Source organism: Burkholderia sp. LMU1-1-1.1, assembly GCF_040675865.1.
In the GTDB taxonomy this organism is placed as follows: Bacteria; Pseudomonadota; Gammaproteobacteria; order Burkholderiales; family Burkholderiaceae_D; genus Rugamonas.
In genome coordinates this window covers 531,449-556,003 of record NZ_JBEGHG010000023.1, presented here as the reverse complement: position 1 = coordinate 556,003, position 24,555 = coordinate 531,449, and the positions used below count along the sequence as shown (strand labels likewise).

The following is a 24,555-nucleotide window of genomic DNA, read 5'->3' as shown; positions in this document are numbered from 1 at the left end:
GCGCGCCGTTGCCATTTTCAGAGTCACATCATGTCGAACCTCCCAACCACTTTGCCCGCCTGGCTTGCGCTGCTTGAATCGCGCCACGCCGAAACCGTCATCAACATGGGCCTGGACCGCGTTCTCGCCGTCAAGGAACGCTTGCAGCTGAGCTTTAGCTGCCCGGTCATCATGGTGGCCGGCACCAACGGCAAGGGCTCGACCTGCGCCATGCTGGAATCGGTGCTGCTGCGCGCCGGCTACAAGGTCGGCCTGTACATCAAGCCGCACTTCCTCGACTTCAACGAGCGCGCGCGGATCAACGGCGACCTGGCCAGCGACGAGGTGCTGGTCGACGCCTTCAACACCGTCGAGGCCGCGCGCGGCGACACCCCGCTGACCTATTTCGAATTCACCACGCTGGCCATCATGAAGCTGCTGGCGGGCGCCGGCATGGATGTCGTCATCCTCGAGGTCGGCCTCGGCGGACGCCTGGACGCCGTTAACATAGTCGACGCCGACGTCGCCATCGTCACCAGCGTCGATATCGACCACACCGATTACCTGGGCGACACGCGCGAGAAGATCGGCTTCGAGAAGGCTGGCATCTTCCGCTCCGGCAAGACGGCGATCTGCTCCGATCCGGTGCCGCCGCAGTCGCTGATCGACCACGCCAACGCCATCGGCGCCGACCTGTGGCTGATGGGGCGCGATTTTAATTACTCCGGTGACAAGCAGCAGTGGAACTACGGCGGCCGCTCGCAACGCCGCAATTCGCTCGCCTATCCGAGCCTGCGCGGCGCCAACCAGATCCTCAACGCCAGCGCCGTGCTGGCCGCGCTGGAGGCGCTCAAGCTGGAATTGCCGGTCGGCGCGCAGGAAGTGCGCACCGGCCTGGTCACGGTGGAGCTGCCGGGCCGCTTCCAGGTGCTGCCGGGCCGTCCGACCGTGATCCTCGACGTCGCCCACAACCCGCACGCCGCGTCGGCGCTGAACCAGAACTTGGGCAATATGGGCTTCCACCCGTACACCTACGCCGTGTTCGGCTCCATGCACGACAAGGACATCGACGGCGTCATCGCCGCCATGTCCGAGCATGTCGACCACTGGTGCCTGACGAATCTGCCGTCGCCGCGCGCGGCCAGCGCGTCCGAACTGGCCGCCAAGGTGCAAATCGTGCAAGCCGAGAAACCGGAACGCACCATCAATATCTTCGACGATCCGGCCGCCGCCTATGCAAATGCGATGAGCCGGGCCGGGGAGAATGATAGAATTGTGGTCTTTGGATCTTTCCTCACGGTCGCAGGCGTCATGGCGGCGAGAAAATCCTCACTCCATTGAACGCACAGGACTGAAATCACGCATGGGCTTGTTCTCGAAATTCGGTAAAAACAAGCAAGAGACCGCCGGTCAGGACAGCGGCTATTACACCAGCGCGGATGATCAGGCCGCAGCCGAGCGCGCGCGCTCCAAGCGCGCGTCGTCGGCCGACGGTCCGGCCAAGTCGCGCCGCGCCAAGGATCGCGAGGCGGACGATCCGGTGTTGCCGGAAAAGAAACGCGCGCGCCGCCGCCTGGTCGGCGCCATCGCGCTGGCGCTGGCCGTCGCCGTCGGCTTGCCGATGGTGCTCGATTCCGAGCCGCGTCCGCTGGCGTCCGACATAGAAATCAAGATTCCGGCCAAGGATAAGCCGTCCGCCGCCGGCCGCGCGCCAGCCGCCGCCGTCCCCGCCAGTGCCGCCCTCGACAGCAAGGAAGAAATCGTCGACGACGTCAAGCCGGGCAAACCCGCTGTGGCTGCCGCCCCCGCGCCGTCCGCCGATGAGGTCATCAAGGCCGACAACGCCCGGCAGGAAGCCGAAGCCCAGGCCGATCTGAAGGCCGAGGCCAAGGCCAAGGCGGAAGCCAAGGCCGAGGCGCTGGCCAAGGCCAAGGCCGACCACGAGGCCAAGGCCCGGGCCGACACCGAGGCCAAGGCCAAGCTGGAAGCGGAGCGCAAGCGTGAAACCGAGCGCAAGCTGGCCGAGGCGAAGGCGGAAGCGAAGGCCAAGGCCGATGCCGAGCGCAAGCTGGCCGAAGCGAAAGCGGCGGCCAAACCGGCGCCGGACAAGTCATCCGAGGACGCCCGCGCGCTGGCCATCCTGGAAGGCAAGGGCGCGGCCAAGCCGGCCGCCGCCGCAGCCGAATCGGGCCAGAAATTCGTGCTGCAAGTGGCCGCGCTGAGCGACCAGGGCAAGGTGGACGAGCTGCGCAAGAAACTGAAGGAAGCCGGCATCAGCTCCTTCACGCAGAAAACGCCTTCCGGCGAGATCACCCGCGTGCGCGTGGGGCCGTTCACCAACAAGGAAGAGGCGGAAAAGGTGCGCGCGAAGCTGAGCGGCATGGGCCTGAGTGGCCGCCTGGAAACGATTTGATCCAGGCCGGCTGACGTGACGATTTTCGATTATCTGGTGATCTTCGTGATGGTCGCGTCGGTCATCATCAGCATGCTGCGCGGGCTGGTCAAGGAAGTGCTGTCGCTGGCCGGCTGGGTGGTCGCCTTCGTGGTCGCCAACGCCTACGCCGCCGCGCTCGCCGTGATGTTGCCGGTCGTGGTGCCCGGCGAGGTGTTGCGCCTGATCCTGGCCTTCATCGCCCTGTTCATCGGCGTGCGCATTTTGATGGGCCTGCTGGCCATGGCGCTGGGCGCCTTGCTCGACGCGGGCGGCCTCAGCTTGTTCGACCGGGCGCTCGGCGCCGTGTTCGGCGTCGGCCGCGGCCTTGTAATCGTGCTGACCGCCGTCATCTTGTGTGGGATGACATCGCTCCCACAACAGGATTTCTGGAAGGAAGCGTTGCTCAGCCCGTATGCCGAGACCGGCGCGCGGGTCGTCAAGACCTTCCTTCCCGCTGCGATGGCGCAGCATGTGAACTTTTGAATTTCTTGCATCACCGTTTTTAATCTGCGTCTTTAATCTGTATTACCCAGTCCAGGAGCACCATCATGTGTGGCATCGTCGGCGTCGTTTCCCATCAACCTGTCAATCAACTGCTGTATGACGCCTTGCTGCTGTTGCAGCACCGCGGCCAGGATGCAGCGGGTATCGCGACCAATCACAGCAGCATGTTCGCCATGCACAAGGCCAACGGCCTGGTGCGTGACGTTTTCCGCACCCGCAACATGCGCACCCTGCAAGGCAACTCGGGCATCGGCCACTGCCGCTATCCGACCGCCGGCTCGTCGAGCGAGGAAGAGGCGCAGCCGTTCTACGTCAACGCCCCGTTCGGCATCACCCTGGCGCACAACGGCAACCTGACCAACTGGGAACAGCTCAAGCAAGAGATGTTCAAGAACGACCGCCGCCACATCAACACCGACTCCGATTCGGAAGTGCTGTTGAACGTGCTGGCCCATGAAATCCATATGGCCACCACCGGCATCTCGATCGACGCCGACACCATCTTCGACGCCGTCACGGTGCTGCACCGCCGCGTGCGCGGTGGCTACGCCGCCGTCGCGCAGATCGCCGGCGTCGGCCTGCTGGCCTTCCGCGATCCGTTCGGCATCCGTCCGCTGTGCCTGGGCATCAACGAAACCGAGCAGGGCGCCGAGTACCTGGTCGCCTCCGAATCGGTGGCGCTCGAAGGCATGGGCTTCCGTTTCCTGCGCGACGTCGCGCCGGGCGAGTGCATCTTCGTCGACGCCGACATGCAGCTGCACAGCCGCCAGTGCGCCGACAATCCGTCGCTCAACCCGTGCGTGTTCGAGTTCGTCTACCTGGCCCGTCCCGACTCCGTCATCGACGGCGCCTCGGTCTACGCCACCCGCCTGAAAATGGGCGAGTACCTGGCCGAGAAGATCAAGCGCGAATTCAAGGACGGCGAGATCGACGTCGTCATGCCGATCCCGGACTCGTCGCGCCCGGCGGCGATCCAGCTGGCGCTGGCGCTCAACGTCGAATACCGCGAAGGCTTCATCAAGAACCGCTACATCGGCCGCACCTTCATCATGCCGGGCCAGGCCGCGCGCAAGAAATCGGTGCGCCAGAAACTGAACGCGATCGCCTCCGAGTTCAAGGACAAGGTCGTGCTGCTGGTCGATGACTCCATCGTGCGCGGTACCACCAGCCGCGAGATCGTGCAGATGGCGCGCGAAGCGGGCGCCAAGAAAGTGATCTTCGCCTCGGCCGCGCCGCCGGTGATCTACCCGAACGTGTACGGCATCGACATGCCGACCCGCGACGAGCTGATCGCCTACGGCCGCACCACCGAGGAAGTGTGCCGCGAAATCACCGCCGACCACTTGGTGTACCAGGACATCGAGTCGCTGAAGCGCGCCATCTCCGACGTCAATCCGGAGCTGAAGAACTTCGAAGCCTCGTGCTTCGACGGCATCTACGTGACCGGCGACGTGTCGAAGGAATACCTCGACAAGCTGGAGTACGCGCGCCACCACCCGAAGGCCAAGACCTCGCACGAGGACGCCGGCCGCTCGCAACTGAATCTGAATCTCGCGACCGCCGAAGGCTGATGTCGCGCCCGGTACGGTTCGCCGTACCGGGCTTTTTTTTTGACCATCCAAGCATATGAACGATAAGAAGAACTACGGTTTCACCACCACCATCCTGCACAACGATCGCCTGAAGGGCATCGAGCATGGTTCGCTGCACAAGCCGATCCACACCTCGGTCGCCTTCGGTTACGCCGACGCGCGCCAGCTGGCATCGGTGTTCCAGGGCAAGGAGCCGGGCTTCCGCTACGGCCGCCAAGGCAACCCGACCATCTCCGCGCTCGAGGACAAGGTCAACAAGATGGAGCAGGGCGTCGGCACCTTGTGCTTCGCCACCGGCATGGGCGCGATCGGCGCCGTGTTCCAGGCGCTGCTGCGCGCGGGCGACCACGTCGTCTCGTCGGCCTTCCTGTTCGGTAACACCAACAGCCTGTGGCAGACCACGATGGCGCAGGGCGTCGGCGTGTCGTTCGTCGACGCCACCGACGTTGCCAACGTCGAGGCCGCGATCACCGGGCAGACGCGCGTGGTGTTCGTCGAGACCATCGCCAATCCGCGCACGCAGGTGGCGGACCTCAAGCGCATCGGCGAGCTGTGCAAGGCGCGCGGCATCCTCTACATCGTCGACAACACGATGACCACGCCGTACCTGTTCCGGCCGAAATCGGTCGGGGCAGGGCTGGTGGTCAACGCGCTGACCAAATCGATCGGCGGCCACGGCAACGCGCTGGGCGGCAGCCTGACCGACACCGGCGAATACGACTGGACCCAATTCCCGAATATCTACGAGAACTACAAAAAGGCGGCGCCGCCGCAATGGGGACTGGCGCAGATCCGCGCCAAGGGCCTGCGCGACTTCGGCGCCTCGCTGGGGCCGGAGGCGGCGCACCACATCGCCGTCGGCGCCGAAACGCTGGCGCTGCGCATGGAGCGCACCAGCGGCAACGCGCTGGCGCTGGCCGAGATGCTGGAGGCCGACGAGCGCGTGGCGGCCGTCCACTATCCGGGGTTGACATCGCACCCGCAGCACGGCATCTCGAGCGAGCTGTTCCGTAGGCACGGCTCGCTGCTCAGTTTTGAATTGAAGGACGGGATAGACTGCTTCGACTTCCTGAACCGGCTCAAGCTGGCGATCCCGGCGTCGAACCTGGGCGACACGCGCACCCTGGTGATCCCGGTCGCGCACACGATCTTCTACGAGATGGGCGCCGAGCGGCGCGCCTCGATGGGGATTGCCGAATCGCTGATCCGCGTCTCGGTCGGCATCGAAGACACCGACGACCTGCTCGACGACTTCGCCTGCGCGCTGGAAGGCTGCTAAACCACGGAGACGTGTTAAACCACGGAGGCATGCTAAACCACGGAGACACGTAGGGCGGATTAGCGAAGCGTAATCCGCCATGCATGCTTCGTCGGCGGCTCATAGATGGCGGATTACGGCTTCGCCTAATCCGCCCTACGTGTCTCCACGTTGAATCATCTGCCTGGGGCCTGGCTTAGTGCCAGCTACGCATCAGGCCGACCGCCAGGCCTTCCAGCGCGAACTCGTCCGCCTCCGGGTCGACCTTGATGATCTTGAAGTCCGGATTCTCCGGCAGCAGCTCGACCAGGGTGCCGGTCTTGCGGTAGCGCTTGACCGTGACGTCGTTGCCGATCCGCGCGACGACGATCTGGCCGTTCTTGGCGCTGTCGACTTTCTTCACGGCCAGCAGGTCGCCGTCCATGATGCCGGCGTCGCGCATCGATTCGCCGCGCACCTTGAGCAGGTAATCGGGCTTGGACGAGAACATCGCCGGGTCGACGCTGTAGCTCGTCTCCAGGTTTTCTTGCGCCAGGATGGGCGAGCCGGCGGCCACGCGGCCGATCAACGGCAACGACATCATCAGCGACACCGGCACCTTCGGCGTGGCCGGTTCGGCGTGCACGCCCAGCAAACGGATGCCGCGCGAGGTGCCGGCGGCGATCTCGATGGCGCCCTTGCGCGCCAGCGCCTGCAAGTGCTCCTCGGCCGCGTTGGCGGATTTGAAGCCCAGTTCGTTGGCGATCTCGGCGCGCGTCGGCGGGAAGCCGGTGTTTTCGATGGCATCCTTGATCAGATTGAGAATTTGTTCCTGGCGTGCGGTGAGCTTGATCATGAGTGCGGTTGGGCCTGTGTATATAGACAGTCTGTATTTTTGTACAGTATGGCCCGCAATGCAAGGAAATTTGTTGTGTTCAGCGAAATAAAATGAAAAAAGTTCGTACAACCCCTGTCATCGTGGCTTCAGCAGCACGCGCGTGGTCGCCGCCGTCAGCGGAACCTGGTATCCGCCACGCTCGGCGACCAGGCCCTGCGGCTTGATTTTGCCGCCCGGGCTGTCGATCAGCAGCCTGGCCGCCGGCGTGGCGGCGGTGGCCGGCGCCAGCTCGAGCGTGATGGCGCGGCTTTTCGGATCGTAAGTGGCGCCGTCGATCTTGCCCGCCTCCAAAGTGATCCAGGCGCGCGCCGGCGCCACGAACAGGCGCGTGCGTGCGCTGTCCTTCGGCGTGATCCGCACCATGCCGTTCTTCTCCACTTGCAGGTTGCCGCCGAAGCCGAGCCAGCCGAAGGTCGGGTCCTTGACCACGTACGTGGCGCTGGCGTACGCGTGGCCGTAGAAGCCCATGCCGTAGTCGCCGCTGTAGGCGTCCCAGCGCATCATGTCCGGCCAGGCGTGGAAGGCGGCCGACGAGAAGCCGTCGCGGTCGATGTTGGTGATGCCGCCGAGCAGGCCGCCGTAGGCCACGCGCAGCAGGTGCAGGTCGGCCGGGTTGGCGCGGTAGGCGTCGAACAGCGGCACCGCGTTCAACGTCGAGCCGTAGTGGTGGATCTGGCGCTCGATGCGCGCGGTCTTGCCGCCGTACAGGAAGTCCCAGTAGCGGCGGGCGTTGCCGTTGTAGCCCCAGCTCGGGATCGCCGGGTCGTAGCCGAGGATCACCTCGCGCGTGATGTCGGCCTGCTTGCCGTAGCCGAAGTGGCGCATCCACGCGTAGACCTCGGCCTGGCCGGTCGAATCCCAGGCCATTTCGCTGCCGAACGGATAGGCCAGCGTGCGCCAGTGGTCGGCGCGCCGTTTCATCATGCCCTCCATGTCGGCCGCCTCGGCCGTCATGCCCTCGCGCTGCAGGTCTTTCAAAATATCGAGGAAGACGTCGCCCTCCATCAGGCCGAACTGCGCGTACTCGGGCGCGTCGCGCACCATCGCCACCGTGGTTTGGTAGGCGCGCTGCAAGTACCAGCGCCAGTCGTGCGCGGTGACCAGGCCGACGTGGTTGCGCGCCAGCCGGTACAGCACCCAGTGGCCGATGGCCACGTGCGGATAGTTGTAAGCGCGGCCGAGGTCGTCGGCGTCCTTCTTCGACCACGAGGCCCAGGTGCTCCAGTTGGTCTTCTGGTTGTAGTAGCCCGGGAAGGCTTTCGGGTCGTAGTAGAACAGGCTCTTGCGCACGGCGCCGGCCTGCGGGCCGTCGGCCACCTGCAATTTGCCGACGACGGTTTCATTGACCAGCCGTTCCAGCTTGGCCACCTCGGCGGCGTCCGGATTGTCGAGCTGCTTGCTCATCGCCGCGACCCAGCTGCCGCCGCCTCCCTCGTCGCTCATGCCGGAGATCCACACGCGCGGGTCGTCGGTGACGATGCGCTTGGCGTCGCGGTCGTAGGTGAGGATGGCCGGCGCGCGCTTGAACGGGTCTTTCTTGTCGTCGAACCATTGCTGCGTGGTGGAGAACTTGCCGAGGTCGGCCACCGCCTGCTCCAGCGGCTTGGTGACGAAATAGCTGACCGTCTGCACGCTGCCGTCGGCGTAGGTGATCGACAGGCGCGCCGGTCCCCAGCCGTTGCCGCGCACCGTGTAGCGCGCCCAGCCTTTGGCGCTCGACTTGAGCGGCGTGACGGCCAGCGCGTTCTCGGGCGAGCTGGTGATGCCGACCACTTTTTGCGGACTCTTGAGGAATAGTGTCGCCTCCAGGTCGGTCGGCACCACGTAGCCGGGGATGCCGACGGCGACCGGGCGCTTTTGCGCGATCAGGGCGGCCTCGATGGCGCGGATCGACGGCGCCGTGGCGAAGCGCACGCCGATGTCGCGCCGGGCGCCCGCTTCCAGGGTGATGCTGGTGGGCGTGTTCCACTGCTCGCCGGCATTCTTCCATTCGTTCTCGGCGTAGGCCTTGCTGGCGACGGTCCAGTCGTAAAAGCCTTCGGACGTTTGCGCGCGCGGGCTGCGGTCGGCCAGCGGACGCCACGCTTCGAGCGGCGTGCGCCCGTCCGGCGTGACGATCAGCGCCGGCCCCTGGCCGTTCAGGCGCGTCACCTGCACATAGCCGGCGTCGCGGCCGATATAAGGGTCGGCGAAACTGGCGCTGGCGTGGGCTTGCTCGAGGGTGCGGTCGGTGATGATGTTGTCGAACACCATCGGCATGCCGAGGCCGCCGATTTCCACCGGCGCATTGGAGTTGTTGATCAGCGTAAACCGCAGCACCAGCGCGCCGCCGTCGTTGAGCCAGCGTCGCTCCACCGTCAGCGGCAGGTCCTTGCCCAGGGTGGCGGTGATGTCGGCCGCCGCCAGGATCTTGCCGCCGGCCGGCAGCGGGCTGATCGGACGCCGCGCGGCGGACGAGGAGAATTCCTGCCAGGCCCCGGCGCCACCGCTGCGCACACGCAGGTTGAGGTCGCCTATGTGGGCGTAGCCGTCGTACTGGCGCTCGGCCTCCCTCGGGCCGGGCGTGAAGTCGAAGCCGGGATCGGCGATGGGATCGAGCCGCGCCAGGGTCTGGGTGTCGGTGCGCAGCGCCAGCAGGAACTGCTTGGTGCCGTACGCCTTGGTGGCGATGTCGGGATGGCTGGGTTTGGCGGCGGGGGCGGGCGCTTCGGCGGCGAGGGCGGAGGCCGCGATGAAGAGGGAAAACAGCAAAGGGGACAACGCACGGGTGGGTGGCATATCGGAATCCTGTTGGTTTTACAAGATGTTAGCATTGTCGCGGGGCCGCGAAGGGGTAGATTTTCGGCCAAAAAGCTGATATAGTCGCGGGCTTACCTCTTCCCACACCTGTCTTGACGCCAGGGTGGGCTATATTCACAGTCCTTAAGGGAGTTTGCATGCGTCACTATGAAATAGTATTTATCGTCCATCCGGACCAGAGCGAGCAAGTGCCCGCCATGATCGAACGTTACAAAACCACCGTAACGACCCGCGGCGGCGCCGTGCACCGTGTTGAAGATTGGGGCCGTCGTCAGATGGCTTACTCGATCCAGAAACTGGCTAAAGCACACTACATCTGCCTGAACATCGAATGCGACAACGAGACCCTGGTCGAGCTGGAAACCGCCTTCAAATTCAATGATGCCGTGCTGCGTCACCTGACCGTCAAGATGAAGAAAGCGGAAACCGCTCCTTCGCCGATGATGAAGTCGGTACAACGTGAAGATGCAGCGAAATCGCATCGCACCGAAGCCCCAGCAGCTCCTGTTGCCGCCGCTCCAGCGGCCTAATTGTTGCAAAACCGAGCTGACACAGCTCCAGTGAATCAAAGCCAATTCATTGCCTTGATCGCCGAACGGGACGCCTTGCGCTATACCCCGGCCGGCATGCCGATCGTGAACGCTGTACTCCAGCACCGGTCGCAGCAGATGGAGGCGGGCATAGCCCGGTTGAGCGAGTTTGAGATTTCCGCGGTCGCCGCGGGCGAGATCTCGGGCCGCTTCAGCCAGGCGCCACTGGGCGGGTTGTACCAGTTCACCGGTTTTATCAACAAGAAGACACGCAACAGCAAAAGCCTGGTGTTTCACATCATTGATTTTAGTGCTGTCCCAGACAGCTCAATTTAGATACAGGAGCCTCAAATGGCATTCGGTAAAAAGTTCGACAAAAACAAGCTCAAGCTTAAAGAAAAGCGCAAGCAACAAAATCCACTGTTCAAGCGCAAGAAGTTCTGCCGCTTCACCGCCGCTGGCGTTGAGCAGGTTGACTACAAAGACGTTGATACCCTGAAGGACTTCGTCCAGGAAAACGGCAAGATCATGCCAGCACGTCTGACCGGCACCAAGGCGCACTACCAGCGTCAAGTTGACACCGCCATCAAACGCGCCCGCTACCTCGCGCTGCTGCCTTACACCGATCTGCACCACGCTTAATTGCGTAGTCTAATCCTGGAGAAAAACTATGCAAATCATTCTGTTAGAAAAAGTCGTCAACCTGGGCAACCTGGGTGAAGTCGTTAAAGTTAAAGACGGTTACGCACGTAACTTCCTGATTCCGCAAAAAATGGCCCGTCGCGCTACCGCGTCGGCTGTTGCTGAATTCGAAGTCAAGCGCGCCGAACTGGAAAAAGCCGCTGCCGCCAAACTGGCCGCCGCTCAAGCCCAAGGCGAGAAACTGAACGGCATGACCGTGAACGTTTCGCAAAAAGCTGGCGTCGACGGCCGTCTGTTCGGCTCGGTCACCAACTTCGACATCGCTGAAGCGCTGACCAAAGCTGGTTTCGCTGTAGAAAAAGCTGCCGTGCGCATGCCTACCGGTCCTCTGAAGACCGTTGGCGAGCACCCTGTCAGCGTTGCTCTGCACACCGACGTGGTGGTCGAAGTGACCGTCGCCGTCGTCGGCGAAGCAGCCTAAATTACTTGCACGGGCAGTAATGCCTGTTGTGCTGGTAATAATGGCAAGATATGAAAAAAGCCGGGTTCGCCCGGCTTTTTTCTCGCCAATTTTTTCGCAGCATCGCCTTGGCGGCGGTACTAAGCAGGTATAATTCGCGCCATGAACACCCCCTCCGATCCGCAACTAGATTCACTCCGCGTCCCGCCGCATTCCATCGAAGCAGAACAGTCCGTCATTGGCGGTCTGCTGCGCGACAACCAGGCGTTCGACCGCATCGCGGACATGATGCATTCGGAGGACTTCTACCGTTATGACCACCGCATCATCTTCGAACAGATCGTCAAGATGATCAACGGCTCCAAGCCGGCCGACGTCATCACGGTATTCGAGACCTTGACGCAGATGGGCAAGGCCGAGGACGTCGGCGGCCTGGCCTACCTGAACGCGATGGCGCAGAACACGCCGTCGGCGGCCAACATCCGCCGCTACGCCGAGATCGTGCGCGACCGTTCCATCCTGCGCCAGCTGATCACCGTGGCCGACGAGATTTCCGGCCAGGCGTTCACGCCCCAGGGCAAGGAAGTCAAGCAGATGCTCGACGAGGCCGAGTCGAAGATCTTCGCCATCGCCGAGCAGGGCGCGCGCGGCGCGGCCGGCTGGCTGCCGGTGCAGCCGCTGCTGACCCAGGTGGTCGAGCGCATCGATGAATTGTATTCCCGCGACAACCAGTCCGAGATCACCGGCGTGCCGACCGGCTGGATCGACCTCGACCGTATGACCTCCGGCCTGCAGCCGGGCGACATGGTGGTCGTCGCCGGCCGCCCGTCGATGGGCAAGACCGCGTTCTCGATGAACATCGCCGAGAACGTCGCGGTCGAGGAGGGCCTGCCGGTGGCCGTGTTCTCGATGGAGATGGGCGGCGTGCAGCTGGCCATGCGTATGCTCGGCTCGGTCGGCCAGCTCGACCAGCACCGCCTGCGCACCGGTAAACTGAACGACGAGGATTGGCCGCGCCTGACGCACGCGATCCAGAAAATGAACGACGCCCAGGTGTACATCGACGAGACGCCGGCGCTGAACCCGATCGAGATGCGCGCCCGCGCGCGGCGCCTGTCGCGCCAGTGCGGCAAGCTCGGCCTGATCGTGGTCGACTACCTGCAGCTGATGACCGGCTCGACCCAGGGCGACAACCGCGCCTCCGAGATCTCGGAGATCTCGCGCTCGCTCAAGGGCCTGGCCAAGGAACTGCAGTGCCCGGTGATCGCGCTGTCGCAGCTGAACCGCTCGCTGGAGCAACGCCCCAACAAACGTCCCGTCATGTCCGACCTGCGCGAATCGGGCGCTATCGAGCAGGACGCGGACGTCATCATCTTCCTGTATCGCGACGAGGTCTACAACCCGGACTCGCCCGATAAGGGAACGGCCGAGATCATCATCGGTAAGCAGCGTAACGGCCCGATCGGCTCGGTGCGCCTGACCTGGATCGGCCAATACACCAAGTTCGGCAACTACGCCGGCAACCTGGCGCTGTACCAAGGCGACTAAGACCGGCAACACCACTGGGGCCGCCACAGCAAACAGGGCGGCCCATCATGACGCGGTCCGGGGCACCCGGACGGCGGTCTGTAGCAGTAATCACGACTATGAAACGGAGAAAGACATGTTTGGACGCTTGATGCCCACCGAGGGCAAATTTTTTGACCTGTTCAATCAACACGCCGACCTGTGCGTCAAAGGTGCAAAAGAGATGCTGGGGTTGATGTCCAACTTCGACGACCTGGAAAACCGCGTGCACGCCATCGAGAGCATCGAGAAACAGGCCGACAAGATCACCTACGCCACCGTCGACCTGTTGCACAAGACCTTCATCACGCCGATCGACCGCGACGACATCCACAAGCTCATCACGCGCCAGGACGACATCCTCGATCTGCTCGAAGACGCGGCCCAGACCGTCTCGCTGTACGACCTGCACTCGGTCACGCCGGAAGCCAAGCGCCTGGCCGAGCTGGTGCTCGCCTGCACCGAGAAGGTCAAGGAAGCCGTCTCGCTGCTGCACAACATGGACAACTCGCGCCAGATCGTCGCCATCTGCGAGGAGATCGACCGCCTCGAGTCGGACGCCGACCACGTGATGCGCGCCGCCATGTCCAAGCTGTTCCGCGACGAACCGGACGTGCGCAACCTGATCAAGATGAAGGCCATCTACGAGATTCTGGAAACGGTGACCGACCGCTGCGAGGATGTGGCCAACATCATCGAAGGCATCATCGTCGAAAACGCATAATTACAAAAAGAACAGTCCATGAATACCATAACAATGAGCATCTATGTGCTGGGCATCCTGATCGCCCTGGCCTTGGTGTTTGACTTCATGAACGGCTTCCATGACGCCGCCAACGCGATCGCCACCGTCGTCTCGACCGGTGTGCTCAAGCCGCAAACGGCGGTGGCGATGGCGGCGCTGTTCAATTTCGTCGCCATCTTCGTGTTCCACCAGTTGACCGTGGCCGCCACCGTCGGCAAGGGCACCATCGACCCGGCCGTGGTCGACCAGTACGTCATCTTCGGCGCGCTCGTCGGCGCCATCGTCTGGAACATCGTCACCTGGTATTACGGCATTCCGTCGTCGTCGTCGCACGCGCTGATCGGCGGCCTGGTCGGCGCCGCCGTCGCCAAGAGCGGCACCGGCGCGCTGATCTCGGCCGGCCTGATCAAGACGGTCGCCTTCATCGTGCTGTCGCCGCTGCTCGGCTTCGTGTTCGGCTCGCTGATGATGCTGCTGGTGTCGTGGGTGTTCGTGCGTTCGACGCCGCGCCGGGTCGACAAGTGGTTCCGCCGCCTGCAACTGGTGTCGGCCGCCTCGTACAGCCTCGGCCACGGCGGCAACGACGCGCAAAAAACCATCGGCATCATCTGGATGCTGCTGATCGCCGCCGGCTATTCGCAGTCGACCGACGCGATGCCGCCGCTGTGGGTGATCATCTCGTGCTACACGGCGATCTCGTTCGGCACCTTGTTCGGCGGCTGGCGCATCGTCAAGACCATGGGGCAGAAGATCACCAAGCTCAAACCGGTGGGCGGCTTCTGCGCCGAGACCGGCGGCGCGATCACGTTGTTCACCGCCACCGCGCTCGGCGTGCCGGTGTCGACCACGCACACCATCACTGGCGCCATCGTCGGCGTCGGCTCGGCGCAAAAGATGTCGGCGGTGCGCTGGGGCGTGGCCGGCAACATCGTCTGGGCGTGGATCTTCACCATTCCGGCGTCGGCCTTCGTCGCCGCGATCGCCTGGTGGGTCGGGCGGCATATCATGTAACGCGCAAGGGAGCCGAGGCTCCCTTTTTTATTGCACGCGGGAGTCCTTCGGCTCCGCCTTCCCTAGGAGTTGCCCCTCGCCGGGCGAATGCGTAGCTCGTCGCCGACCCGTTGAATGTCGAGATCGATGTCGGCGCGGCCGTAGGCGATTTCTGGCGGGATCGGGATCGCCTGGAAGTTACCGCTTCGGAAGGCCTTGGTGGTATGGCGGCGCAAAGCGGCAACATCATGCCCAGCGATGCGCCACCGACAGTGGGGCCTATAAAAGCGATTGTATCGGCGTTCTGCAGGCTAACCCGCAGCAGCAATTCGAAAATGGCCATCAGCCATGGAAATATCCATGTAAGAATTCGAAGTTCCATGATCTCTGCCGGGAAGTGGAAGTGGCTAATGTAGCCCTCTGGTGCACAGGCGGCTTGATTTAAGTTGCAGTAGAATCGGATAACATCCCGAATGGACAGAACATGCAAAAGATTGATTTCGGAGCGTTGATGCAGTTGGCGCAGGCGTCCGCCGCAGTAGGCTTGCCTTGTAGCTGCAACCAGGCATCGCTGGCGGCGTGGCAGGCGTTGCCGATGACCTTGGAGTTGGACCGCTTCGAGGACGTCGGCACGTTGATGGAAGATCCGTATGATGAACCGACCTTCGTCGAATTCCATCCGAACGGGACGCGCTACGAAAGCGCGGATGCGCCCATCGCGCCGCGTTACTATCCGTACAACCGCTGTACGGTGTCGCGTTGCATGAATTGCGGCCGCAACTACCTTCGCTATAACGAAGCCGGCGGCTATTTCACCGAGCTGCGCATCCGCGCGTTGCAGCCTGATTTGCTGGTGGACGCGGCAGCCCCGTAAACCACGTAGGGCGGATTAGGCGGGACGCCGTAATCGGCCATGCACGCGCCGCCGGTTACGCATGCATGGCCGATTACGCTGCGCTAATCCGCCCTACGTGATTTAGATGATGCTTGAGTTGTCGGTGGAGGGCTTTACACCGCGTCCGGCGCGAACAGCTTGTCGTAGGCCGCCAGCAGGCTCTGGTGCATGGCGCTGCCTTCGAAGTTCGGCCCCAGCGTCTCCAGGCCGAAGAAGCGCTCGGAGCCATCGAGCAGGGCCTTGGCCATCGCCAGGGTGTCGGCGCCGTACAGCAGCTCCAGCGAGCGGCGGAAGTTCTCCGGCTCCTCCAGCCTGACGATGCTTTCGATGCAGCGGTACACCAGGCGGCGTGGCTTGGGCAGGTCGCCGTAGTGGTGGATCCAGTTGCAGCCCTCCAGCACCGCCTCCTCGTCGCCCACCACCAACGCCAGCAAGGTTTTCAGTTCGCCGATGCGCAGCTGTTTCCACGGCGTGCCGGCCGGGACCGCCAGGCCGAGGATTTCCCACAGCGGCCGCTCGTCGTTCAGGTTCGAGGTCTGCAGCTCCACCAGCAAGGCGGTGCAATCCTGCGCGCTGAGCTCTTGCAGGCGCACCAGCAGCGGACGCAGCGCGTTGCCGACGCTGTTGTTTTCCCACTCCAGGTCCTCGACCGGATAGATTTCCGAGAAACCCGGCACCAGGATGCGGCAGCTGTAGGCGCCTTGCTCGTCGAAGTCGGCCACGTAGATGTCCTTGCCTTCGGCGTGGAGGGCGTCGACCAGCCACTGGTAGTCCTCACCGGTGGTGGTGCTGAAGTTCCAGTCGACGAAGGGATAGTCCGATGTGTCGCTCAGGAAGTCCCACGCGATCACGCCGCTCGAATCGACGAAGTGGGCCTCCAGGTTGTCGACGACGTCGATCTCGCCGGGGTCGAAGCTTGGCTCCGGGAAGCCCTCGAGCGCGTCCAGCGGGCGGCCCTGCAGCAGTTCCGTCATCGCCCGCTCCAGCGCGATCCCCAGGCGCGGGTGCGCGCCGTAGCTGGAGAGCACGCCCTGGTCCTTCGGGTGGATCAGGGTGACGTTCATGACCGGGTATTTGCCGCCCAGCGAGGCGTCCTTGACCAGCACGCCGAAACCGGCCGCGCGCAAGCCTGCGATGCCGGCCTCGATGGCGGGGAAGCGCGCGACGACATCGTCCGGCACCTCCGGCAGGCACAGGGCCTCGGCGATGACGCGGTACTTGATGGCGCGCTCGAAGATCTCCGACAGCGCCTGCACGCGCGCCTCGGTGACGGTGTTGCCGGCGGCCATGCCGTTGCTGACGTACAGGTTGCCGATGATGTTGACCGGGATGTAGGCGGTGGCGCCGTCGCGAAGGCGCTGGTAGGGCAGGGCGCAAATGCCGCGCTCGACGTTGCCCGAGTTGAGGTCGACCAGCACGCCGGCGTCGATGTCGCCCTCCGGATTGTAGAAGGCGTGCAGCTCGGGGTTGAGCATGTCGGACGGCCACGCGCCGTCGGCCGCCGGCGCGAACCATTTTTCCTGCGGATAGTGGACGAAGGGCGCATTGGCGCGCTGCGCGCCCAGGTGGTAGTGGGTCCAGAAGTAGTGGGTGGCGAGACGTTCGACGAACTCGGCGTAGGCGCTGGCGCGCGCGGCCAGCTCGGTGGTGCCCTTGCCGTTCGAGAAGAGCATCGGACAGTCGCCGTCCTTCATGTGCGCCGACCAGATGCCGTCGACCTCGTGCAGCGGCGGCGATTCGGTCAGCCGGAAGCCGCGCCCGGCCAGCTTGGCCTGCAGGGTGGCGATGGTGGTTTCGAGGGCGGCGTCTTTGCCGGGGATGTAGGTTTCAGTAGTCATTGAGCGATCTCGGAAGGGGAGGGGCGGACGGCGCGCGAGCTCTTGCCGCGCCAGCGAGGCTGAATGCTGGCTTCAAGCTTACCACCGCCGGGGCCGCGATGTCGCAAATGCGCTATGATGCCGCCTTTTCCAGATTCACTCAGGCATCAATGACATTACCTCCGGGCAAGACCCCGCGCGGCGGGCGCCACTCCCGGTTCCGGCGTTACACCGAAACGGTCATGAACGCCGCGTTGCTGGGTGGGCTGGTGGCGTCGCTGAGCTACCGTATCGGATTGCATGGCCGCCTGGGCGTGACCCGGTACAGCGTGGCGCTGGCGCCCGAGCGCCGCCTGCCGCGGCCGCTCAAGATCGCCTTCGCCTCCGACTTCCACGCCGGTCCGCCGACCCACGCCGGCATCTTCGCCGACCTGTTCGCGCGCATCGACGCCGAGCGGCCCGATGTGCTGCTGCTGGGCGGCGACTACGTGCACGGCCCGGCGCGCTACGCGGATGCGCTGTGCGCGGCGCTGGCGGCCTGCCGTCCGCCGCTGGGCAAGCTGGCCGTGTTCGGCAACCACGACCTGATCACCGACCACGGGCTGATCGAGCGCATGTTCGCGCGCGCCGGGGTGGAGATGCTGGTCAACCGCGCGCGCGCCTTGCCGGCGCCGTTCGACGGCGTGTCGGTGTGCGGCATGGACGATCCGTGGACCGGCGCGCCCGACGGCCACGCCACCTTCGCCGGCGCCGGCCCCACGCGGGTGCTGCTGATGCACGCGCCGGACGGCCTGCTGCGCCTCGACGGGCACCGCTTCGACGTCGGCTTCGCCGGCCACACCCACGGCGGACAAATCGCCACCGGCGACGGCACGCCGCTGGTGATGCCGCGCGGGCCGCTGTCGCGTCCCTATCATTATGGGCGCTTCCCGGTGCCCGGCAATGGCGAGCTGATCGTCAGTCGTGGCGTGGGGTGCAGCGGCATCCCGGTGCGCATCAACGCCGATCCGGAGCTGGTGATCTGCACTGTGCAATAATCCGTCGTATGAACAAACCGCTCCCAACCATATTGCTCACGCCCGAAGATCCCGGCGCCGCCGAGTGCATGGCGTTGATGGCGGAGTTGTCGACCGTGCTTGAGGAGATCACCGGCAGCAGCGGCAAGGCCTCGTTCGACGCCGACGACGTGCGCGGCCCGATGGCGTGCTTCGTCGTCGCGCGCGACGCCGCCGGCGTGGCGCAGGGCTGCGGCGCCTTCCGGCCGCTGGAGCCGGGCGTGGCCGAGATCAAGCGCATGTATGCGCGCCGCCACAGCAGCGGCATCGGCAGCGCCGTGCTGACCTATTTGGAGCGCGAGGCGGCGGGGCTGGGCTATCAGGCGATCTGGCTCGAGACGCGCCTGGTCAACCGCCGCGCGGTCGACTTCTACACGGCGCGTGGCTACGCGCGCATCGCCAACTACGGCAAGTACATCGGCAATCCGCTCGCTGTTTGCTTTGAGAAACAACTACCCGGAAGCTAACACGCGCGGCTTAGAAACACCTTACGTGTAAGTGTCGTCTTACAAGCGAATGCTCCGGGCTCCGCTTCCGTGCCGGCGCGATGGGGTTCAGAATGTGGCCTGTTTCATCAAAGGCTAGAAAAACCATGCGTATCATCGATCAGCGTTACCTCTCCAGCGACAACCGCTACTCCACCCAACCTTGCCTGCTCAGTATCCTCGAAGTTGACGACGCGTCGGCCACGCCGGCCGCGCTGGCGTCGCTCGACCAGCGTTTGCTGGCGATGCTGCCCGGCGTGCGCAGCCAGGCCGGTTTGGTCGGCATGCGCGGCGACGACGTGCCGCAGATCGTGCGCGTGGTGCAGCAGGTGGCGCTGGAATTGCGCCGCCTGGCGCTCAACGAAGTGACGGTGGGTTTCGTCGGCGTGGTGCCGCGCATGAAGGGGCGTTACCGGCTGGTGCTGCCGTATGCGGCCAAGAACGCCGCCGCGCCGGCGTTGCGCATCGCCACGCAAATGGTCAGCGCGTTGCGCGCCGGCCGCGCCTTCAATCTGCCGGCCGCCGTGGCCCGGTTGCGCGCGCTGGCGGACCGTCGTTTGACGGCACGCCCGGCGGTGGCCGCCGTCGCGGCATAGTTGCCGTCCCGGCGAATGTCATGGAACAGCGATAACCCTACGTGTCTCCCGGTGTTTCACATGCCCGTATCGGCCAATTACGACGTTCCGCCCAACTCGATCTCCATCCCCTCGTACGCCAGCAGGACCTTCAGCCCGCCGAGCAGCGACGCGTGGCGCGCCATCACATCGGCGAACACCGCCTCGAGCTCGTCGTCGCCGCGAGTCGGCTCGTGATGGGTGCAATATAGCGTCCCGGCGCCGGTGCGCAGCGCCAGCGCGAACGCCGAGTCGAACGTGCCATGTCCCCACCCGCGCTTGGCGGGATACTCCTCCCTCGTATACGAACAATCGACGATCAGCGCGTCGACGCCCATGGCCATGGCGTCGATGGCGGCGCTGCGCTCGCGCATCCAGCGCTCGTAGGCCGCGTGCTCCGGGTGGCCGGCCGGATGGATATTATAAAAAGGTTCATGGTCGCCGGTGAAGAACAGCGACTTGCCGTTGCAATCGATGCGGTAGCCCAGGTCGGTCACCGGATGGTTCATCACCACGTTGTTGACGGTGGCGTCGCCCACCCGCACCGGCTGGCCGACCGTCAGCGTGTGGTACTCGATGGTGGCGTCCATCTGCGTTTCGCTGACGGGAAAATAACTATTTTGCAATTGCACGCCCATCACGTGCTCGATGCCGTTGCCGGTGACCGGGTCGGTGACGCCGTGCAGGCGCACCCGGCTGTCGCGCACGAACAGCGGCGTGAAGAACGGCAGCCCGTGGATATGGTCCCAGTGGCTGTGGGTGATGAAAATGTTGGCGTGGATGGCGGTGGTTTTGTTTTGGATCAAGGATTGCGCGAGCGAAAACAGGCCCGTGCCGCCATCGATGATGATCAGCGTGTCATCATCGGTGCGCACTTCGATGCAGGTGGTGTTGCCGCCGTAGCGCGCGGTGCGTGGCCCCGGCGAGGGGATGGAGCCGCGCACGCCCCAAAATCTGAATTTCATGCTCTATCCCTAGTGATTTTTTTGTAATTTTCGCTCGTGCCGGGTGGTTTTTTCGCCCTTCCACCAACGGCCGATGATAGCTTTTTTTTCCCGCGCGGGGGCGAAACAGCACAAGAAACAGCACGGCGAAACGGCAATTGTGTCGCACGATACATTTCTCCATGTACAACAGCTTGCACTACGGCTACACTCGGCAATGCGTCGATGCCAGTCACTTCCCTTAAACGGTAACAAAAAAACAATCATGCAAGAGTTAAATCAAACGCAGATTGCCCAGCGCCTCGACCAGTTGACGGAACTCAGCGTTGAGCTGGGCGGCACCCACGACACCGATTCCCTGCTCGAGCGGATACTGATCGTCGCCAAGAGCATGACCAACGCCGACGGCGGCACCTTGTACCGTCCCAGCGCGGACAAGCGCTTCCTCGATTTCAATATCCTGTGGAACGACACCCTGGGCATCCGCCAGGGCGGCGCCAACGGCGAGCCGGTCAGCGCGCCGTCGATTCCGCTGTACGAGGCCGGCGGCGACAAGAACCTGGCGTCGGTGGCGGCGTACGCGGCCCATTTCGGCGTCTCGGTCAATATCGAGGACGTCTACAAGGCCGACGTCTTCAACTTCTCCGGCATGGTCGATTTCGACCGCCAGCGCAACTACCATTCGCAATCGTTCCTGACCGTGCCGATGAGCGACCACGAGGGCGAGCTGGTCGGCGTACTGCAATTGATCAACGCCATCGACGCCGAGACCGGCGCCATCCGCGCGTTCTCGCCGACCGACCAGCGCTTCATCGAGGCGCTGGCCGCGCAGGCGGCGGTGGCGCTGACGCACCAGCGCCTGATCCGCCAGCTCGAGGAGCTGCTCGAAGCGCTGGTCAACCTGATCAACATCGGCATCGACGAGAAGTCGCCCTACACCGGGCGCCATTGCCAGTTCGTGCCGGAGTTGACGATGATGCTGGCCGAGGCGGTGCACGCCACCGAGACCGGGCCGATGGCCGGCTTCCGCATGACCGACGCCGACCGCAAGGAACTGTGGCTGGCCGGCCTGCTGCACGATTGCGGCAAGATCACCACCCCGGTGCACGTGGTCGACAAGGCCACCAAGCTCGAGACGATCAGCGACCGCATCAACACCATCGACACCCGCTTCGAGGTGCTGCTGCGCGACGCCGAAATCGCCGCGCTCAAGCAGAAGCTGGCCGCCGGCGGCGACCCTGTCCGGCTGGCCGCGATCGACGCCGAGCTGGCGCGCCGCCAGGCCGACCTGCGCGAGGAGCGCGACTTCATCCGCTTCGCCAACGTCGGCGCCGAGGCCATGTCGGCCGAGCACCAGCAGCGCGTGCGCGGGATTGCCGCGCGCCGCTGGACCGGGCCGGACGGCGACGAGCGCGACTTCCTCGACGCCGACGAGGTGCTGAACCTGACCATCCGCTTCGGCACGCTGACCGAGGCCGAGCGCAAGATCATCAACAACCACATCGTGGTGACGATCCGCATGCTCGAGGCGCTGCCGTGGCCCAAGCACCTCAAGAACGTGCCGGAATACGCCGGCGGCCACCACGAGCGCATGGACGGCAAGGGCTATCCGCGCGGCCTGACCGGCGACCAGATGTCGGTGCAGGCGCGGCTGATGGCGATCGCCGACATCTTCGAGGCGCTCACCGCCAAGGACCGTCCCTATAAAAAGGGCAAGATGCTGTCGGAATCGCTGCGCATCCTCGGCCAGTTCTCGCTCAACGGCCACATCGATCCGGACCTGTTCGACATTTTCATCCGCAGCAAGATCTATCTGGAATTCGCGCGCCGGAACATGGACGAGAAGCAGATCGACGTCATCGACGAATCGCTGATTCCCGGCTACACGCCGTAAGGAGCGCCCGTGCCACAGTGGAGCCGTTGGGCCAAAACGCTGCTCAAGTCCGGTCCGCGCTGGCTGCTGGGGATGCTCATCACCGCGCTCGGCGCCACCTATGCGCTCGGTTTCTACGACAACGGCACCGTCGCCCGGCTCGACAGCCTGATCGCCGGCGAGCGCATGAAGCTGCAGGCGCCGGTGCTCGATCCGCGCATCGTTATCGTCGACATCGACGGCAAGGCGCTGACCGAATTCGGCCGTTTCCCGTGGAGCCGCGACATCCAGGCGCGGCTGGTTTCGCAACTGACCCGGCACTACCGGGTGGGCGCGGTCGGCTACGATATCTCCTTCCCCGAGCCGGACACCAGTTCCGGCTACGGCGTGCTGGAGCGGCTGTCGGCCGGCGAGCTGAAGGACGTGCCGGCGCTGCGCGAACGGCTCGAACAGTTGCGCCCGGCGATGGACTACGACGGCCTGTTCGCCGCCGCGCTGCAAGGCCAGCCGGTGGTGCTGGGCTTTAACCTGTCGCCGGACCAGGTCAAGGGCGCGCTGCCGGCGCCGCTGTTCACCGAACAGGATTTGAACGGCCGCGAACTGCTGGCCTATTCGGCCGACGGCTACGAGGCCAACGTGGCGCCGCTGGCGCGCGCCGCCGCCGGCGCCGGCAGCTTCTCGGTGGTCACCGATCCGGACGGCATCGTCCGCACCGCCGGCCTGATCCAGCAGGTCGGCGCCGATTACTACCCGTCGCTGTCCTTGGCCACGGCCGGCGTCTACCTGAAGGCGCGCGCCATCAAACCCTACCTCGACCGCCCGGTCGAGCGCATGTCGCAAAGCCAGCAGGACAGCGGCGGCTACGATTTCCTGTCGTTGTTCCTGCCCGGCGGCCAGCGCCTGATCCCGGTGGGCGAGGCGATGACGACGGTGATCCAGTTCCGCGGCGAGGGCGGGCCGCGCGGCGGCGCGTTCCGCTACGTGTCGGCGGCCGACGTGCTGGCCGGGCGCGCGCCGGCCGACTTGCTCAAGGGCGCGGTGGTGTTGATCGGCACCACCGCGCCCGGCCTGGTCGACCTGCGCGCCACGCCGGTCAATCCCGAGTTTCCCGGGGTCGAGATCCACGCCAACATCATCAAGTCCATCCTCGACGACCAGTTTAAGGCGCGCCCCTACTACGCCTTCATCCTGGAGGCCGGGCTGATTCTGCTGGCCGGCTTGTTGCTGACGTTCGCGCTGCCGGCGCTGGCGCCGTTGCAGGCCATCCTGCTGGGCGCGGTCGCGCTGGGCGCCAGCATCGGCTTCAACTATTACCTGTACAGCGAGCGCGACCTGCTGTTCAACCTGGCCATGCAGCTGATCGTCATCGCCGCCATCTTCGTGTTCAACGTGGCGTGGGGCTACTTCTTCGAGGTGCGCAAGGGCAGGGCGCTGGTGTCGCGCTTCGGCGAATACGTCGCCCCCGAGCTGGTGGCCGAGATGGCCGCCAATCCCGAGCAATACCATATGGACGGCGAAAGCCGCGAGCTGACGGTGCTGTTCGTCGACGTGCGCGGCTTCACCACCATCTCCGAGGGCCTGACGCCGAAGGCGCTGCGCGAATACATCAACCTGTACCTGACGGCGATGTCGGAGGACATCCGCGACAGCCACCGGGGCACGCTCGACAAATACATCGGCGACGCCGTCATGGCGTTCTGGGGCGCGCCGGTGGCCTTCGCCGACCACGCCCGCCGCGCCGTCGCCACCTCGCTGCTGATGCAGGCCAGCGCGCAGCGCCTCAACGACGACTTCATTGCGCGCGGCTGGCCGCCTTTGAAGATCGGCATCGGCCTGAACACCGGCCTGATGCACGTGGGCGACATGGGCTCCAAGATCCGCCGCGCCTATACCGTCATGGGCGACGCGGTCAACCTCGGCGCCCGGCTCGAGGGCATCACCAAGGTCTACGGCGTCGGCATCGCCGTCGGCGCGGCCACGCGCGCGGCGGCGCCGGAGTTCGCCTACCGCGAGCTGGACCTGGTGCGGGTCAAGGGCAAGCGCGAGCCGGTCGCCATCTTCGAGCCGCTGGCGCCGGCAAGCGAGCTGGACGCCGCCACGGCCGAGGGGCTGGCGCGCTGGCACGAGGCGCTGGCCGCCGTGCGGGCGCAACAGTGGGATAGAGCGATGTCAATAATTTCCCAATTGCATGATCTAGACCCCGGCAGCCGCCTGTATTCCTTATACACTGAACGCATCGCCTACTACCGCGCCCATCCACCTGGCGCCGACTGGGACGGCGTCACGACGTTCGAGACGAAGTAGTGTCAAATACGCAAAAATAATCGTTTGCAATGTTGAGCGCGGCGCGCCACAGAAAGCGAGAAATACATGCTTATTTGCAAAAAAAAGCTGGCGGCCGCGCCAAAGCCGACTAAACTTCACGTAATATTTGTTTCCACTGGGATATATCCCAAGGGCTCCGCGTGTCCGTGCCGCGCGAGGTTCACCGTGCCA

General features: G+C 64.5%; 22 protein-coding genes. 18 read left to right on the top strand and 4 right to left on the bottom strand.

The features are described 5' to 3' along the window. Positions 1-30 precede the first annotated feature (30 nt). The 5 genes from folC (at position 31) to MRBLMU1_RS20765 (ending at position 5,788) form a co-directional block, all read left to right on the top strand. Positions 31-1,320 carry a bifunctional tetrahydrofolate synthase/dihydrofolate synthase gene (gene folC / locus MRBLMU1_RS20785; RefSeq protein ID WP_363505067.1) on the top strand — a complete coding sequence of 430 codons (1,290 nt, stop codon included), beginning with the start codon at positions 31-33 and terminating at the stop codon, positions 1,318-1,320. Between the two features lie 22 nt (positions 1,321-1,342). Then, positions 1,343-2,392: an SPOR domain-containing protein gene (locus tag MRBLMU1_RS20780; RefSeq protein ID WP_363505064.1), complete on the top strand. Its 1,050-nt coding sequence runs from the start codon at positions 1,343-1,345 to the stop codon at positions 2,390-2,392. 15 nt (positions 2,393-2,407) lie between these two features. Beyond that, positions 2,408-2,896: a CvpA family protein gene (locus MRBLMU1_RS20775; RefSeq protein ID WP_363505061.1), complete on the top strand. Its 489-nt coding sequence runs from the start codon at positions 2,408-2,410 to the stop codon at positions 2,894-2,896. Positions 2,897-2,961: 65 nt separating this feature from the next. Continuing rightward, the gene (purF, locus tag MRBLMU1_RS20770; RefSeq protein WP_363505059.1) at positions 2,962-4,488 is read left to right on the top strand and encodes an amidophosphoribosyltransferase; all 1,527 of its coding nucleotides are present in this window, start codon (positions 2,962-2,964) and stop codon (positions 4,486-4,488) included. 55 nt (positions 4,489-4,543) lie between these two features. Further along, on the top strand, positions 4,544-5,788 hold the full coding sequence (locus MRBLMU1_RS20765) for a cystathionine gamma-synthase family protein (protein WP_363505057.1): 1,245 nt from the start codon (positions 4,544-4,546) through the stop codon (positions 5,786-5,788). A 175-nt stretch (positions 5,789-5,963) separates the two neighbouring features. Here MRBLMU1_RS20765 and lexA read toward each other — a convergent pair whose 3' ends face one another. Continuing rightward, positions 5,964-6,602 (bottom strand): transcriptional repressor LexA, encoded by a 639-nt coding sequence (gene lexA, locus MRBLMU1_RS20760; protein ID WP_209716483.1) that lies wholly within the window; start codon positions 6,600-6,602, stop codon positions 5,964-5,966. 117 nt (positions 6,603-6,719) lie between these two features. Further along, positions 6,720-9,422, bottom strand: coding sequence for a DUF5695 domain-containing protein (locus MRBLMU1_RS20755; protein ID WP_363505053.1), 2,703 nt, complete (start codon positions 9,420-9,422; stop codon positions 6,720-6,722). Positions 9,423-9,580: 158 nt separating this feature from the next. Here MRBLMU1_RS20755 and rpsF point away from each other — a divergent pair, with 158 nt between their 5' ends. From rpsF to MRBLMU1_RS20710, 8 genes are all read left to right on the top strand, one after another. Beyond that, positions 9,581-9,973 (top strand): 30S ribosomal protein S6, encoded by a 393-nt coding sequence (gene rpsF, locus MRBLMU1_RS20750; protein ID WP_090314787.1) that lies wholly within the window; start codon positions 9,581-9,583, stop codon positions 9,971-9,973. A gap of 30 nt (positions 9,974-10,003) precedes the next feature. Next, positions 10,004-10,309, top strand: a complete 306-nt coding sequence (gene priB, locus MRBLMU1_RS20745) for a primosomal replication protein N (RefSeq protein ID WP_414646099.1) — start codon at positions 10,004-10,006, stop codon at positions 10,307-10,309. 15 nt (positions 10,310-10,324) lie between these two features. Further along, positions 10,325-10,615, top strand: a complete 291-nt coding sequence (gene rpsR, locus MRBLMU1_RS20740; RefSeq protein ID WP_019922639.1) for a 30S ribosomal protein S18 — start codon at positions 10,325-10,327, stop codon at positions 10,613-10,615. A gap of 28 nt (positions 10,616-10,643) precedes the next feature. Next, positions 10,644-11,096, top strand: a complete 453-nt coding sequence (rplI, locus tag MRBLMU1_RS20735) for a 50S ribosomal protein L9 (protein WP_090314782.1) — start codon at positions 10,644-10,646, stop codon at positions 11,094-11,096. A gap of 141 nt (positions 11,097-11,237) precedes the next feature. Continuing rightward, entirely contained in the window at positions 11,238-12,623 is a 1,386-nt protein-coding gene (locus MRBLMU1_RS20730; RefSeq protein ID WP_090314778.1) for a replicative DNA helicase, read from the top strand. 115 nt (positions 12,624-12,738) lie between these two features. Further along, on the top strand, positions 12,739-13,365 hold the full coding sequence (locus MRBLMU1_RS20725; RefSeq protein ID WP_315219292.1) for a DUF47 domain-containing protein: 627 nt from the start codon (positions 12,739-12,741) through the stop codon (positions 13,363-13,365). A gap of 18 nt (positions 13,366-13,383) precedes the next feature. Beyond that, complete coding sequence (locus MRBLMU1_RS20720; RefSeq protein ID WP_363505047.1) at positions 13,384-14,397, top strand: inorganic phosphate transporter; 1,014 nt, start codon at positions 13,384-13,386, stop codon at positions 14,395-14,397. Positions 14,398-14,860: 463 nt separating this feature from the next. Further along, positions 14,861-15,250 carry a hypothetical protein gene (locus tag MRBLMU1_RS20710; RefSeq protein ID WP_363505044.1) on the top strand — a complete coding sequence of 130 codons (390 nt, stop codon included), beginning with the start codon at positions 14,861-14,863 and terminating at the stop codon, positions 15,248-15,250. Between the two features lie 134 nt (positions 15,251-15,384). Here the strand turns inward: MRBLMU1_RS20710 and ycaO are convergent, their stop codons facing one another. After that, entirely contained in the window at positions 15,385-17,109 is a 1,725-nt protein-coding gene (gene ycaO, locus MRBLMU1_RS20705; protein WP_363505041.1) for a 30S ribosomal protein S12 methylthiotransferase accessory factor YcaO, read from the bottom strand. A gap of 149 nt (positions 17,110-17,258) precedes the next feature. On the opposite strand from ycaO, the gene MRBLMU1_RS20700 reads away from it, so the two are divergent. The 3 genes from MRBLMU1_RS20700 to MRBLMU1_RS20690 all read left to right on the top strand — a co-directional run bounded on the left by MRBLMU1_RS20700 (position 17,259) and on the right by MRBLMU1_RS20690 (position 19,224). Then, on the top strand, positions 17,259-18,125 hold the full coding sequence (locus tag MRBLMU1_RS20700; protein ID WP_363505038.1) for a metallophosphoesterase: 867 nt from the start codon (positions 17,259-17,261) through the stop codon (positions 18,123-18,125). 8 nt (positions 18,126-18,133) lie between these two features. Next, positions 18,134-18,610, top strand: coding sequence for a GNAT family N-acetyltransferase (locus MRBLMU1_RS20695; protein WP_363505035.1), 477 nt, complete (start codon positions 18,134-18,136; stop codon positions 18,608-18,610). A 125-nt stretch (positions 18,611-18,735) separates the two neighbouring features. Next, on the top strand, positions 18,736-19,224 hold the full coding sequence (locus MRBLMU1_RS20690; protein WP_363505032.1) for a cyanophycin synthetase family protein: 489 nt from the start codon (positions 18,736-18,738) through the stop codon (positions 19,222-19,224). 77 nt (positions 19,225-19,301) lie between these two features. Here MRBLMU1_RS20690 and MRBLMU1_RS20685 read toward each other — a convergent pair whose 3' ends face one another. After that, positions 19,302-20,207, bottom strand: coding sequence for an MBL fold metallo-hydrolase (locus tag MRBLMU1_RS20685; protein WP_363505029.1), 906 nt, complete (start codon positions 20,205-20,207; stop codon positions 19,302-19,304). A gap of 244 nt (positions 20,208-20,451) precedes the next feature. Between MRBLMU1_RS20685 and MRBLMU1_RS20680 the strand changes: the two genes are divergently transcribed. Further along, a complete protein-coding gene (locus MRBLMU1_RS20680) occupies positions 20,452-22,080 on the top strand; it encodes a GAF and HD-GYP domain-containing protein (protein WP_363505026.1) in 1,629 nt (542 codons plus the stop codon). Positions 22,081-22,152: 72 nt separating this feature from the next. Continuing rightward, positions 22,153-24,363: a CHASE2 domain-containing protein gene (locus tag MRBLMU1_RS20675; RefSeq protein ID WP_414646102.1), complete on the top strand. Its 2,211-nt coding sequence runs from the start codon at positions 22,153-22,155 to the stop codon at positions 24,361-24,363. Positions 24,364-24,555 lie beyond the last annotated feature (192 nt).